The following is a 14,288-nucleotide window of genomic DNA, read 5'->3' as shown; positions in this document are numbered from 1 at the left end:
CATCCATGGGGGGTTTATGGCTCGTTTTCTGTTTTGTAGTTTTGCGCTTGTTCTGCTTTATCCGTCTGGCATTGATATGTATCTGGTGGGATTACCGCACATCGCCCGCGATCTGGGTGCCAGCGAAGCGCAGCTGCATATTGCGTTTTCGGCCTACCTCGCGGGGATGGCGTCGTCGATGGTATTTGCCGGAAAAATTGCGGATAAGGCCGGTCGTCAGCCTGTCGCGATTACCGGTGCGATTGTGTTCGCCCTGGCATCGATACTGTGTTCCGTCGCCCAGGAAAGCACCCTGTTCCTGACAGGACGTTTTATTCAGGGCATTGGGGCGGGTGGCTGCTATGTGGTGGCCTTTGCGATCCTGCGCGATACCTTAAGCGCCCAGCGTCGCGCGAAGGTGCTCTCCATGCTGAACGGCATAACCTGCATCATCCCGGTGCTGGCTCCCGTCGTAGGCTATCTGATCATGCTGAAACTCCCGTGGCAAAGCCTGTTCTGGACCATGGCAGCCATGGGTGCGCTGGTGTTTGTCCTGTCGATTGCCGTGCTGAAAGAGACCCACCCGGGTTCGCAGAATAGCGGTCATACCGCAAGCATTCACCCGGCCGAGAAACTCATCAACCGCTTTTTCCTCAGTCGCCTGGCCGTCACTACGCTCAGCGTGGCGGTGATCCTGACCTATGTAAACGTTTCACCTGTATTGCTGATGGAGACCATGGGCTTCGATCGCGGAGAATATTCAACGGTGATGGCCTTAACCGCCATGGTCAGTATGGCCGTCTCCTTCTCCACTCCTTTTGCACTCAATATTTTCAGCCAGCGCATGCTGATGCTGACCTCGCAGGTGCTGTTCCTCGCTGCAGGTCTGATCCTGGCGACGGCAAGCTCACACGCGGTGATGCTGGTGGGCATTACCCTCATTTGCGCCGGATTCTCGGTTGGTTTTGGCGTCGCGATGAGTCAGGCGCTCGGCCCATTCTCGCTGCGGGCAGGCGTGGCAAGCTCGGTGCTGGGGATCGCGCAGGTCTGCGGTTCATCGCTGTGGATTTGGCTGGCGGCGGTCATCGGACTTAACGCGCTCAATATGCTGATCGGGATTCTGATTGGCTGTAGCATGGTCTGCATCACTTTACTTTTGGTTATCCAGCCTGCGGCAAACTATGAAGAAGCCCATCAGCAATCTCGATCTTAACCTTTTGCTTTGTCTGCAGCTTTTGCTGCAGGAGCGCAGCGTCACCAAAGCCGCAAAGCGGATGAACGTCACGCCGTCAGCGGTAAGTAAATCACTGGGCAAGCTGCGCGACTGGTTCGACGACCCGCTGTTTGTCAAAACGCCGTTAGGGCTACTGCCCACGCCGCTAACGGTCAGCCTGGAGCAGGACCTGGCGGACTGGATGCAAATCGGCAACCAGATCCTCGACAAATTCCATCATGATTCGCCGGGCGGGCTAACGTTCATGCTGGCTGCAGAAACGCCGTTGATGCTGATCCGCTTTAATGACCTGCTGGAACAGGTGAACCAGCGCTATCCGCAGGCAACGGTGAAGATGTGTCACTGGGATTACGATTCGCTGGACGCCATTACGCGCGGGGAAGTGGATGTGGGCTTCACCGGCCGCGAAACGCACCCGCGCTCGCGGGAACTGCTGAAACTGATGCCGTGGTTTATCGACTACGAAATCCTGTTTAGCGACCGTCCGTGCGTCTATCTGCGCGAGGACCATCCGGCACTTCAGGAAGAGTGGGATCTGGAGACCTTCCTGCGCTACCCCCATATCAGCATCTTCTGGGAACGCAGCGACACCTGGGCGCTTGATGAAGTTCTCAAGGAGATGGGACGTGAGCGCACCATCGCCATGAGCCTGCCGGGCTTCGAACAGGCGATGTTTATGGCGGCTCAGCCCGGTCATAACTATATAGCCACCGCTCCGCACTACTGCCATCACTATAATCACCTCCACCAGCGGAAGCTGATCGCGCTTCCCATTCCCATTGACGAAGCGCAGGCTGAAAAGCTGACCGTTCCCTTCACGCTGATCTGGCATAAACGGAACAGCCATAATCCGAAAATCCTCTGGCTACGGGAGACCATCAAGGCCTTATACGGTGCCAACAGTCCGATTTTTGCCTAAGAAAATGTAAAGTTCGGTCCTAAGGCTTCTCTTACGCCCATTTACTGATTAAAACAGGAGGCAAGTTGAGCGATAATCATGTAACCGTTTAACCGAATACGACCATTATCAAGGAGCGAAAAATGGCAACGCACTTTGCAAGAGGGATACTCACAGAAGGACGTCTCGTATCGGCCAGAATCTCTTCCGCCTGTCACAGTGAGGCGCTCAAACTCCCCGAACACCGCAGAACGCGTTTTTTAGCGTCCAGAGCGCTGCTCGCAGAACTGATGTTCATGCTGTATGGCACCAGCGAACTGCCTGAGATCATCACCCAACCCGAAGGCCGCCCGGTCTTTGCCGACCCGGATCTCCCCCGTTTTTCTATTGCCTACACGGGGAATATCATTGGTGTAGCGCTAACCACCGAGGGGGATTGCGGGCTGGATATGGAGCTTCAGCGTGCAACGCGAGGATTCCACGGTGCAAGCCCGCACGATGACTACCCGCTCTCAAGTAATGAAAAACTCTGGGTGCGCAACCAAACCGATCCCGTCGAGGCCAGAGCTCAGCTCATCACCCTGCGCCAGAGCATCCGCAAGCTCTGCGGTTGTGCCTCAGATGACGCCCGTCAGTTGCAGCTGTTACCAGGCTCCGGACGCCTGCGTGCCGCTCAGGCAACGCTTGTAGAAGCGCTCAGCGATGCAGAAGATGTGTTGATATGGTCCGTTGCCGTCAGCCCCGCCATCGAACGGCTAAAGGTTTGGGCATTTGACAGTAAAGAGGGATGGCGTACTCTTCCGGATGTGCCCGAGCGAGCCAACGAACCCGCCGCACGTCTGATGCGATTAACCAGCTTACCGGCAGAAAAAGCATACATCCTTAACTGATCCATTCAGGGTCATCATGATGAAACAGGAGTAATCATGTCTGATACGTTGAAAGTTGTTACGTTACTGGGAAGCCTGCGCAAAGGTTCATTTAACGGGATGGTTGCCCGCACGCTGCCACAGCTGGCACCGGCAGGTATGGAGATTAGCGCCCTGCCGTCTATTGGTGACATCCCGCTGTATGATGCAGATGTCCAGCAGGAAGAAGGGTTCCCGCAGAGCGTTGAGGCGCTGGCAGATCAGATACGCCAGGCCGACGGCGTGGTCATTGTCACCCCGGAGTATAACTACTCGGTTCCGGGTGGCCTGAAGAATGCCATCGACTGGCTGTCCCGTTTACCTGAGCAGCCGCTGGCGGGTAAACCGGTACTCATCCAGACCAGTTCTATGGGTGCCATTGGTGGCGCACGCTGCCAGTACCACCTGCGCCAGATCCTGGTATTCCTGGATGCGATGGTGATGAACAAGCCGGAGTTTATGGGTGGCGTGATTCAGAACAAGGTCGACCCACAGACGGGTGACGTGGTGGACCAGAGCACGCGTGACCATCTGTCTGGTCAGCTGACGGCGTTTGGGGATTATATTAAGCGGGTTAAAGCCTGATAAAAAAGCCCGGTGGCGCTAGCGCTTACCGGGCCTACACTCTTCAGTAGGTCAGGTAAGCGAAGCGCCACCTGACACCACAAACCGCACCTTAGTGCGCATCGATAAACACAATCTTCAGCACAAACAGCAGCGCAACAACAATCACGCACGGGCTGAGATCGCGGAAGCGGCCGGTACCGATCTTCATCACGCAGTACGAGATAAAGCCCAGCGCGATACCTTCGGTGATCGAGAAGCTGAATGGCATCATCACGGCGGTAATAAACGCCGGCACCGCTTCGGTTAAATCATCCCACTTCACGCGTGACAGGCTGGAGGTCATCAGCACCCCCACGTAAATCAGCGCGCCAGCTGCCGCATACGGAGGAACCATACCCGCCAGCGGAGAGAGGAAGATCACCAGCAGGAACAGAATACCCACCACCACTGCCGTCAGGCCGGTACGACCGCCCACGGACACGCCGGAAGAGGATTCAATGTAAGCGGTAACAGACGAGGTGCCGATGAAAGAGCCCGCGACGGAAGAGATGCTATCCACAAACAGCGCCTGCTTCATGCGTGGGAATTTCCCTTTCTCATCCGCCAGACCTGCTTTGTCCGTCACGCCAATCAGCGTACCGGAGGAGTCAAACAGGTTGACCAGCATGAAGGAGAAAATCACACCCGCCAGGCCCAGGTTCAGGGAGCCCGCCAGGTCAACGTGACCAATCACGGTTGAAACGCTCGGTGGCGCAGAGACGATACCGTTATAGTGAACGTCGCCCAGCATCCAGCCCAGTAAGGTCGTGACCACGATGGACACCAGCACCGCCGCATGAATATTGCGGGAGGCCAGGATCGCAATGATGAAGAAGCCCAGCACGCCCAGCAGCACGTTATGCGAGGTCAGATGACCAATGCTCACCAGCGTTTCCGGGTTCGCAACGATCACACCGGCGTTTTTCAGCCCCATCATACCGATGAACAGACCAATACCGCTGGTAATACCCACGCGCAGGCTCACCGGAATGTTCGCGATCATCCAGTAACGTACGCGGAAAATGGTCAGCAGCAGCAGACCAATAGCGCCCCAGAAAATTGCGCCCATGCCTACCTGCCACGGCAGCCCCATCGCCTGAACCACCACGAACGCGAAGAAGGCGTTCAGACCCATAGCGGGAGCCAGCGCAACCGGCAGGTTAGCGAACACGCCCATCAGGATGCTGCCAAGCGCCGCAATCAGACAGGTAGTCACAAAGACGGCGCTGGTATCCATGCCAGCAACGCCCAGAATTTGAGGGTTCACAAAAACGATGTAGACCATCGTCAGGAAGGTGGTGAAACCGGCGATCACTTCGGTGCGTGCCGTTGTGCCGTGCTCGCGCAGTTTAAACACGCGCTCAAGCAGACCCTGACCAGATGTCTGGGTAGTGTGTTGTTGACTCATCATCAATTTCCGAACAAGGAGGGAAAATTCGTCGCTATCCTATACCAAAATGCGACAATAGTGGCGGTTACGTGATACTTTTTTCATTGATTTTGCTTATACGGCAACGATTGCGTCCCGGCGAACTGCCGTACGAAAACGTTAAACTTGTTAAAAGGGAAAGGCATGTCCGGAATTGAAGCGGTATTTTTTGACTGCGACGGTACGCTGGTCGACAGTGAGGTCATTTGTTCCCGCGCGTATGTCACCATGTTCCAGGAATTTGGCATTACGCTGGAGCTCGAAGAGGTGTTTAAGCGCTTTAAGGGCGTGAAGCTCTACGAGATTATCGACATCATTAACGAAGAACACGGTGTCTTTCTGGCAAAAGCGGATCTGGAGCCGGTGTATCGCGCCGAGGTTGCACGCCTGTTCGACTCAGAGCTGGAAGTCATAGCAGGCGCAAACACGCTGCTGGATGCGATGACGGTGCCGATCTGCGTGGTCTCTAACGGTCCGGTCAGCAAAATGCAGCACTCGCTCGGCAAGCTTGAAATGTTGCACCATTTCCCGGAAAAACTGTTCAGCGGCTACGATATCCAGCGCTGGAAGCCCGACCCGGCGCTGATGTTCCATGCGGCGAAAGCGATGAACGTCAACGTCGAGAACTGCATTCTGGTGGATGACTCGTCTGCGGGTGCGCAGTCCGGCATTGATGCAGGGATGGAGGTGTTTTACTTCTGTGCCGATCCGCACAACAAGCCGATCGTTCATCCAAACGTGACGACCTTTACCGATCTGGCGCAGTTGCCGGAGCTGTGGAAAGCGCGCGGGTGGGATATTACTCGGTAGTGTTTCCCCTCTCCCAAAGGGAGAGGGAGAAAACCAGTTAGAGCTTAGGGCGGGTAAGCGCTAGCGCCATCCGCCACAAAAATCACTCTTTCGGGTCTTTACCCGCCAGCAGCTTGTCCAGCTCGTCGCCGCCGACGTGACGGAAGTCCTGACCCTTCACGAAGTAGAAAATGTATTCGCAAATGTTCTGGCAGCGGTCGCCGATACGCTCGATGGAGCGCGCGCAGAACAGGGCGGTCAGCACGCTTGGGATGGTACGGGAGTCTTCCATCATGTAGGTCATCAGCTGACGCACAATGCCTTCATACTCCTGGTCGACCTTCTTGTCTTCCCGGTAGATACGCACCGCTTCGTCCAGATCCATACGCGCAAAAGCATCCAGCACGTCGTGCAGCATCTGCACGGTGTGCCGACCCAGTGACTCCAGGCTCACCAGCAGCGGCTGGTGCTGCTGAGAGAATTTCTCCAGCGCGGTGCGGCAGATTTTGTCGGCCACGTCACCAATACGCTCCAGCTCGGCGATGGTTTTGATGATGGCCATCACCAGACGCAGATCGCTCGCCGTCGGCTGACGTTTCGCGATAATGCGCACGCACGCTTCGTCGATGGCGACTTCCATCATGTTGACGTTCTTGTCGCCTTCAATGACGCGCTTCGCCAGCTCGCTGTCCTGGTTGTGCATCGCCGTAATCGCATCGGAAAGCTGCTGTTCAACCATGCCACCCATGGTCATCACCTGCGTGCGAATACTCTCCAGCTCTGCGTTGAACTGGCCGGAAATGTGTTTGTTAAGATTGAGGTTGTCCATGATTCACTCCAAATCAACCGTAGCGGCCAGTAATGTAATCTTCGGTTTGTTTCTTCGCAGGTCTGGTGAACAGCGCGTCCGTATCGCTGAACTCGATCAGCTCGCCCAGGTACATAAACGCGGTGTGATCGGAGCAACGCGCAGCCTGCTGCATGTTGTGGGTCACGATAACCACGGTGTAATCCTGCTTCAGCTCGGTGATCAGCTCTTCAATACGGCCAGTTGAGATCGGGTCCAGCGCTGAACACGGCTCATCAAGCAGCAACACTTCCGGGCGAATAGCAATACCGCGCGCAATGCACAGACGCTGCTGCTGACCACCGGACAGAGAGTACCCGCTCTGGTGAAGTTTATCTTTGGTTTCGTTCCATAATGCGGCCTTGGTCAATGCCCACTGCACGCGCTCGTCCATATCGGCACGGGAAAGCTTTTCAAACAGACGAACGCCAAAGGCGATGTTGTCATAAATGGACATCGGGAACGGCGTCGGTTTCTGGAACACCATCCCCACTTTGGCGCGCAGCAGGGCGATATCCTGCGCCTGGGTCAGAATGTTTTCACCGTCCAGGATGATTTCACCTTCAGCACGCTGCTCCGGATAGAGCGAATACATTTTGTTAAAGGTACGCAGCAATGTGGATTTACCACAGCCAGACGGACCGATAAATGCCGTGACCTGGTTCTTCGCGATATCCAGGTTGATGTTCTTCAGGGCATGGAATTTGCCGTAGTAGAAGTTCAAATCACGAACCTGAATCTTACCCGGGGCAGTATCAACCATACTCATTGACTCTTTTCCTCATTCGGCGCCGCGAGCTGCCGCGCCGTAAAAAATTAACCGTGTTTCTTCTTCGCGAAAATGACGCGCGCCAGAATGTTCAGCAACAGTACGCAAAGGGTGATGATCAGCACCCCGGCCCAGGCCAGCTGCTGCCATTCCGCGAATGGGCTCATCGCAAATTTAAAGATCGTCACCGGCAGGTTGGCGATCGGCTGCATCATGTCCGTGCTCCAGAACTGGTTGGAGAGGGCAGTAAACAGCAGCGGAGCCGTTTCACCGGCAATACGGGCGATAGCCAGCAGAATCCCGGTCATGATCCCGGAGACCGACGCTTTCAGCGTAATCGCAGAGATCATTTTCCACTTCGGCGTACCCAGCGCATAAGCCGCTTCACGCAGGCTGTCCGGCACCAGTTTCAGCATGTTCTCGGTGGTACGAATCACAATAGGCACTTGCAGCAGCGCCAGCGCAATCACACCCGCCCAGCCGGAGAAGTGTTCCATTTGCGCAACCACGATGGTGTAAACAAACAGACCCACGACAATCGACGGAGCAGAAAGCAGGATGTCATTAATGAAGCGAATCACCTCAGCCAGCCAGGATTTACGCCCGTACTCTGCCAGGTAGATACCCGCCATAATGCCCAGCGGCGTACCGAACACGGTCGCCCACAGGATCAGTAATCCACTCCCCGCCAGGGCGTTCGCCAGACCACCACCCGCCGTGTTTGGCGGCGGCGTCATTTCGGTGAACAGCGCCAGCGACATGCCATCAATACCACGGGTGATGGTGGACATCAGGATCCAGATCAGCCAGAACAGGCCGAACGCCATCGTCGCCATGGAAAGCGTTAGCGCAATGCGGTTTTTAAAACGACGCTTTGCCTGCATTTTGCGGCGGGATTCCGCCAGCTGAGCGGTGCTTTGCATTTCGAGAGTCGCCATCAGCGTGCCCCCTCATTTTTCGCGAGACGCAGGATCATCAGCTTGGAAATCGCCAGAACAATGAAGGTGATAACGAACAGAATCAGACCCAGTTCCATCAGCGCCGCGACGTGCAGCCCGGATTCCGCTTCGGCAAACTCGTTCGCCAGTGCAGAGGTAATACTGTTACCCGGCATATACAGAGAGACGCTGTCGAGCTGGTAGGTGTTACCGATGATAAAGGTGACCGCCATGGTTTCACCCAACGCACGGCCTAATCCCAGCATGACGCCGCCGATCACCCCATTTTTGGTGAACGGAAGGACAATGCGCCAGATGACTTCCCAGGTGGTGCAGCCGATGCCGTAGGCCGACTCTTTCATCATCACCGGGGTTTGTTCAAAGACATCGCGCATAACCGCCGCAATGTACGGGATAATCATGATGGCGAGGATCACCCCTGCCGCAAGAATACCAATACCGAATGCCGGGCCAGAGAAGAGGGCGCCCACAAACGGAATGGCAGAAAGAACATTTCCCACCGGCTCCTGGAAGTATGTGGCAAACAGCGGCGCAAAGATAAACAGGCCCCACATGCCGTACACAATGCTTGGAATGGCCGCCAGCAGTTCAATGGCGATGCCCAGCGGACGACGCAGCCAGCCTGGCGCCAGTTCCGTCAGGAACAGGGCAATACCGAAGCTTACCGGAACCGCAATCAGCAGAGCGATGAACGAGGTCACAAGCGTGCCGTAAATGGGCACCAGCGCACCGTAAACGTCGTTCGGCGCATCCCACTCTTTGGTCCACAGGAAGGAGAAACCGAATTTCTGAATGCTCGGCCAGGAGGAGAAAATCAGAGACACGATAATGCCGCCCAGCAGCAATAGCACAATCAGCGCAGCCAGTTTGACCAGCGCGCTGAAAATCATGTCACCTTTTTTACCCGGAGGGTTAAATGCAGGCTTGGTTGCAGCCATAAATCACTCTTCTGTTAAACGCGTTTACGAAATCGGCGGGTAAGCGCAAGCGCCACCCGCCATTTTCGTCAGAATGCTAAATTAATACAATGCCTTACCGCTGCTGTCTTTCACATTGGTTTCCCATGCAGCACGAATCTGCTCAACCACGCTGTCTGGCAGGCTGGCGTAGTCCAGGTCGTTAGCCTGTTTAGCGCCGTTTTTGTATGCCCAGTCGAAGAACTTCAGCACTTCAGCGCCCTGCTCAGGTTTCTTCTGCTCTTTGTGAACCAGGATGAAGGTGGTGGAGGTGATTGGCCACGCACCTTCGCCTTTCTGGTTCGTCAGATCCTGCGCGAAGGATTTGCTCCAGTCAGCGCCTTTTGCAGCGTTAGCAAAGTTCTCTTCGGTCGGGCTTACTGGTTTGCCATCAGCAGACACCAGTTTGGTGTAGGACAGGTTGTTCTGCTTCGCGTACGCGTATTCTACGTAGCCAATTGAGCCAGGCAGACGCTGTACGAACGCAGCGATACCGTCGTTACCTTTACCGCCCAGACCAGTTGGCCAGTTAACGGTAGAGCCGGAACCGACTTTCGATTTCCACTCTTCGTTCACTTTTGCCAGGTAGCTGGTGAAGACGAAGGAGGTACCAGAACCATCCGCGCGGCGAACCACGGCGATGTTCTGAGCAGGCAGCTTCAGGCCTGGGTTGAGCTTAGCGATCGCTTCGTCATCCCATTTTTTGATTTTACCCAGGTAGATGTCGCCCAGGGTTTTGCCATCCAGCACCAGCTCACCAGACTTCACGCCCGGCAGGTTGATAGCCAGAACCACACCACCGATCACGGTCGGGAACTGGAACAGGCCTTCCTGATTCAGTTTATCGTCAGACAACGGCGCGTCTGATGCACCGAAATCAACGGTGTTAGCGGTAATTTGTTTTACGCCACCGGAGGAGCCGATACCCTGATAGTTAACCTTATTACCGGTTTCTTTCTGGTAGGTATCCGCCCATTTGGCATACACCGGCGCAGGGAAGGTTGCACCAGCGCCAGTCAGGCTTGCTTCTGCAAATACAGAGAACGCGCTCAGAGATAAGGTCGCGGCGACAACAGTTGCGACAGTGGTACGCATAACTTTCATAATGTCTCCTGCAAGGATTTCGTAAATCATTGTTTAAGTGGCTACGATGAGCAAAATAGGACAAACAGGTGACAGATAAATGTACGAAATATGACAGTTTTATGACAAACACAAAGGAAGGTGTAACCACATGAAAAATATAGCACTTAATTCATCAGGCATTCATTTTTTTGTCATTTTTATTTTAAAGATCGCCGTTTTGTCCGTGAAATATGACAACGGCTGTCATAAACAGCCGTTAATGGATTAGTGTCCGATTTCAATCGTCAGGGTAGCCGTACCGTTGAACGGACCGGGCGCGGGTCTGGACCCGGTTGCGCTAGCCGGAGCGCTTGAAAACGTGAGCGTCCCCAGCGTCTCGCCTTCCAGAGTCACGGGCATTTTCGTCGTTTCCGCCTCAAGTTCACCGCCGTTCACATTAATTTCCCTGTTATGTTTATCGTAAATCTTAATCCCCACGTCAGGATTATCGGTAGCCACCATCGTACTGTCGGCTGTCGCGGCAGAGGCGTGGAAGGTTGCACCCAGCGTGTCGGTAAACATCATATTTGAACATTTGATATTGACCTGCCGGGTAATCTTGCGTGAAGACACCGCCTGGCCCCGGTTAGCTGAGAATTCCGATGCCAGAATAGACTTGAAATCAATCATTATCGACTGGCCTTCATCTATCTCGCAGGTTTGCGGGACCGTGACCGATCCCTGCACAATCACATCCGAGATGATTTCGTTCGAGATGGTACGGGGATCGATAGTGGCATAGATATTTGCCATGACCATCGACGGTATGGTGATCGTGCCGGTAAATTGTTTTTTGACATACAGATAAATAAAGCCCGACCCGCCGCTGTAAAACGTGGTTTGCGAACTGACGCCATTATGACACCGGTACGTTCCCCCAATGTCATTTGGCAGGTGATCGAAGGGAACGGTGGTGTAGCCAACGCCAAGAATGTAGATTTGCAAACCGATATCAAGATACTTATTGAGATAATAATAGGAGATATTGTTTCTGCTAGTGGTGGGCTGCAGGGCTGGATTAACCACGCTGGTGATGTAAGCATGATCGTAACTTTCATTTTTCCCCGTCTGGCAGTAGCACGTTCCCTTAAACGAAGTCGTAGAGTTATTCATATCGATCATATGCTGCATGCCAACCAGGTTATCAAGCGTCGTTAATTGTTCCGCGACAGTGAAATAGTTATGGTATTTGCCATTGTCTGGTACGCAGTATCCGGTAGGCGCCGCCTGTAAAAAAAAAGCGGCAAAAAAGAGAGTAAAAAGCCAGAATTGGGGTTTCATTCTTATCCTTTATCGACAAATGACAGGCAGTTGCACAAGCCCGGAATCAGGTTTCTGATGGATGTGATAATCAGCCAGACAGGCCTTGCCGCTGCTGAGCGTCAGCGAAAATTGCCCCGATTCGGGCATCCCGGCGAGATAGAGTTCACCTTTGTCACCGACAATTCCCGTTGCGCTTCCCACATCAAGCGCAGCGGTACCCACCGCACCAAACGGTGCAGGCTTGCCGTTCGCCAGTGAAACGCTAAACAGCACCCGATAGCCGATGTGCGTAACAAACTCGGCTTTCACCACCGCGCCACGCGTAGGCACCAGGTTTTGCACGCTGCGTTCCAGCTCAACGTTGCCTGAAACAAAATCCTTATTCTGAAGCGCAATACGGTTCTCATCGTAGGGTGAAAGCTGCGTCTTCACGGTGTAGCCGCGCCAGTCGGTGGCAACGCCGCTGGCGTTATCTACCGATAACCCTGCCGCACCAGGCGCTTTGATCAGCGCCACCGTTTCGCCCATCTCCTGCGAGAAGGTAATGCCTTCGTCGTGGATCAACACGCCGCCGCTGACGCCGTAGTTCAGGCTTTGGCTTTCGTCGCTCCAGGCATAATTTGTCTTTAGCGAGCCGTAGGACGCATCCCAGACCAGACCCGCATTTCCCGCCGAGGTGCCGCGGTTTTCATACACGGACTGCTGTATGTTCCAGCTCAGATTGTTATCGTCGAGCAGATTGCCGTTCAACCCAATCTGGTGGGAAGGTGTGCCATGGTTGCTGTGGGCGTAGTTGTAGTTGACGTAGCTGTTGGGTAACCAGGCCGAAAGCGGCAGAGACAGCGACAGCATAACGAGATGCTCGCTCTCATCTTCTTGTTGCCACTCTCCCATGCTGTCAGACACCGTATCGGTATAGTTCCACGACAGGTTCCACACGACCTGCTTCCAGCTGTTGCTGTAGCCTATCTGTATCAGGCGCTGCACATCGTCTGTACGCCAGAATTGCTCCCGGCTCAGTGTAAGATAGACATTACCGTACCCCTCGGAAAACGGTTGAGTCCAGGTGCCTTCTACCCGGCTGCGACGGTTGCCCGTATGCCAGAAGTTCTCGCTATCGCCCGTGCGCGATGCCCATTCGCCCAGGGTGTAAAACCCTTCCGTTGAATAGCGATAACCTACAATACGCAGGCTGGTATTGCTGACGTCGAACGTTTTTGAGTACAGAAAACGCCAGGATTGCCCCTGCTCGTCATCGTCCGTAAAGTGCGATTGGGCATGGGTGATATCCATCGAAATAGCGCCGATATTACCGAGATCTTTACCAATGCCGGCGGCAAACGCGCGGTAATCGTCTGCCAGCTGCGTGCCACCATACAGCGTCATTCCCCACGCCATTCCGTGCAATACCTGTGCCTGCATCACCTCTGGCATAAACCGATCGTTATCACGACGCTCACCAATGCTGATGTCCACATCCGTTTGCCCCTCCCGACGCAAAATTGCCAGAGATGCGTAAGGCTGAACAAAATGCTGCTCGCTGCCGTCTTCCTCTTTGATGGTGACGTCCAGATCTCCGCCGCTTGAGGTGGTGTTGAGATCGGTCAACGCAAACGGCCCCTGCGGCACGGCCGACTGATAAATCATGTAGCCATTCTGGCGGATGGTGACCACGGCGTTGGTTTTCGCCACGCCGCGCACCACCGGCGCAAAACCGTTCTGGCTATCGGGGAGCATGTCGCTGTCGGTGTACAGACGCACGCCGCGCACCTGTGAACTGTCGAAGAGATCGCTCGCGGTCCACGTATCACCCGCCATGGCCTGGCTGCGCAGGCTGGCAATATCATGCTGTAAGTACGTGCTCAGCGAACGAACGTTACCGCGGCTGTTGACCGCATTTAAGGCGCTATAGTTACGCAAACGCCATCCGCCAATATTCAGCCCGCTGCGTAAATTCAGGTAGTAAAGATCGTCACTGTCATAGTCTGACTTCAGCGTCTGGGTCGTGGAGAAATCGTAGTTCAGCATCAAAGCGTCAATACCCTGATCCCAGCGCGAGGGCGAAATGGCGTCACGCGCCGTGGCGTCCAGATAGACCTGAGGGATCGACGCCTTCAGCGCGAGCTTTTCGCTGTCCAGCGTCCATTTCGCGCCAGGCAGCACCGGCACCGGTTCACAACCTTCAGCATTCACCGTATCCAGCGCTTTAATCGCGTTCACTTTCAGGCCAAACATCGCCAGCGTGTTTTTTACATCCACAAAACAAGGCGCCAACGCACTCTCCGGATCGTGGCGGAAAAAACGCACCGCCCTGCGCGCAATGAATCGATCATTCACATAGATATCAACCTGATATTCTCCTTCAGGCAGGTTATCCGGGCGATTGAACTGGCTGATATCGACCTCAATGGGCCGATCAAGCTCCAGCAGACGCACGTTAAAGAGTGGTCGTGTGGCACTGACGAGAAGCGGATAGCTTCCTCCCAGCCACAGCAGGGATAAAATCAAAGAGTGAAAACGTTTCAA

13 protein-coding genes are annotated in these 14,288 nt (G+C 54.6%); 5 read left to right on the top strand and 8 right to left on the bottom strand.

Features of this window, described 5'->3' with window-relative positions; all coding sequences use genetic code 11:
• Window positions 1-16: 16 nt before the first annotated feature.
• The 4 genes from ABFI50_RS09210 (at window position 17) to ABFI50_RS09195 (ending at window position 3,604) form a co-directional block, all read left to right on the top strand.
• The gene (locus tag ABFI50_RS09210) at window positions 17-1,192 is read left to right on the top strand and encodes an MFS transporter (RefSeq protein WP_032635228.1); all 1,176 of its coding nucleotides are present in this window, start codon (window positions 17-19) and stop codon (window positions 1,190-1,192) included.
• The gene (gene yidZ / locus ABFI50_RS09205; RefSeq protein ID WP_200923301.1) at window positions 1,161-2,132 is read left to right on the top strand and encodes an HTH-type transcriptional regulator YidZ; all 972 of its coding nucleotides are present in this window, start codon (window positions 1,161-1,163) and stop codon (window positions 2,130-2,132) included. Before ABFI50_RS09210 ends, yidZ begins: the two co-directional genes overlap by 32 nt.
• A 122-nt stretch (window positions 2,133-2,254) precedes the next feature.
• A complete protein-coding gene (locus ABFI50_RS09200) occupies window positions 2,255-3,001 on the top strand; it encodes a 4'-phosphopantetheinyl transferase (protein WP_045134500.1) in 747 nt (248 codons plus the stop codon).
• 36 nt (window positions 3,002-3,037) lie between these two features.
• A complete protein-coding gene (locus ABFI50_RS09195; RefSeq protein WP_014881896.1) occupies window positions 3,038-3,604 on the top strand; it encodes an NADPH-dependent FMN reductase in 567 nt (188 codons plus the stop codon).
• Window positions 3,605-3,695: 91 nt separating this feature from the next.
• On the opposite strand, the gene adeP is transcribed toward ABFI50_RS09195, so the two are convergent.
• On the bottom strand, window positions 3,696-5,033 hold the full coding sequence (gene adeP, locus ABFI50_RS09190) for an adenine permease AdeP (RefSeq protein WP_137675653.1): 1,338 nt from the start codon (window positions 5,031-5,033) through the stop codon (window positions 3,696-3,698).
• Window positions 5,034-5,198: 165 nt separating this feature from the next.
• Between adeP and yieH the strand changes: the two genes are divergently transcribed.
• Window positions 5,199-5,864: a 6-phosphogluconate phosphatase gene (gene yieH / locus ABFI50_RS09185; protein ID WP_045134502.1), complete on the top strand. Its 666-nt coding sequence runs from the start codon at window positions 5,199-5,201 to the stop codon at window positions 5,862-5,864.
• An 82-nt stretch (window positions 5,865-5,946) separates the two neighbouring features.
• Here yieH and phoU read toward each other — a convergent pair whose 3' ends face one another.
• From phoU to ABFI50_RS09150, 7 genes are all read right to left on the bottom strand, one after another.
• Window positions 5,947-6,672, bottom strand: coding sequence for a phosphate signaling complex protein PhoU (gene phoU / locus ABFI50_RS09180; protein ID WP_008500182.1), 726 nt, complete (start codon window positions 6,670-6,672; stop codon window positions 5,947-5,949).
• Window positions 6,673-6,685: 13 nt separating this feature from the next.
• Entirely contained in the window at window positions 6,686-7,459 is a 774-nt protein-coding gene (pstB, locus tag ABFI50_RS09175) for a phosphate ABC transporter ATP-binding protein PstB (protein WP_010426574.1), read from the bottom strand.
• A 47-nt stretch (window positions 7,460-7,506) separates the two neighbouring features.
• The gene (pstA, locus tag ABFI50_RS09170) at window positions 7,507-8,397 is read right to left on the bottom strand and encodes a phosphate ABC transporter permease PstA (RefSeq protein WP_014881893.1); all 891 of its coding nucleotides are present in this window, start codon (window positions 8,395-8,397) and stop codon (window positions 7,507-7,509) included.
• Window positions 8,397-9,356 carry a phosphate ABC transporter permease PstC gene (pstC, locus tag ABFI50_RS09165; protein WP_014881892.1) on the bottom strand — a complete coding sequence of 320 codons (960 nt, stop codon included), beginning with the start codon at window positions 9,354-9,356 and terminating at the stop codon, window positions 8,397-8,399. Before pstC ends, pstA begins: the two co-directional genes overlap by 1 nt.
• A gap of 81 nt (window positions 9,357-9,437) precedes the next feature.
• Window positions 9,438-10,478, bottom strand: a complete 1,041-nt coding sequence (gene pstS / locus ABFI50_RS09160) for a phosphate ABC transporter substrate-binding protein PstS (protein WP_303757282.1) — start codon at window positions 10,476-10,478, stop codon at window positions 9,438-9,440.
• Between the two features lie 246 nt (window positions 10,479-10,724).
• A complete protein-coding gene (locus ABFI50_RS09155; protein ID WP_303757281.1) occupies window positions 10,725-11,780 on the bottom strand; it encodes a fimbrial protein in 1,056 nt (351 codons plus the stop codon).
• A 9-nt stretch (window positions 11,781-11,789) separates the two neighbouring features.
• On the bottom strand, window positions 11,790-14,258 hold the full coding sequence (locus ABFI50_RS09150) for a fimbria/pilus outer membrane usher protein (RefSeq protein WP_232947941.1): 2,469 nt from the start codon (window positions 14,256-14,258) through the stop codon (window positions 11,790-11,792).
• Between the last annotated feature and the right edge of the window lie 30 nt (window positions 14,259-14,288).

Source organism: Enterobacter sp. HNDS-6, from assembly GCF_039850505.1.
In the GTDB taxonomy this organism is placed as follows: domain Bacteria; phylum Pseudomonadota; class Gammaproteobacteria; order Enterobacterales; family Enterobacteriaceae; genus Enterobacter; species Enterobacter kobei.
The sequence above is the reverse complement of the archived record's forward strand: the minus strand, read 5'-3'. Positions and strand labels throughout refer to the sequence as shown.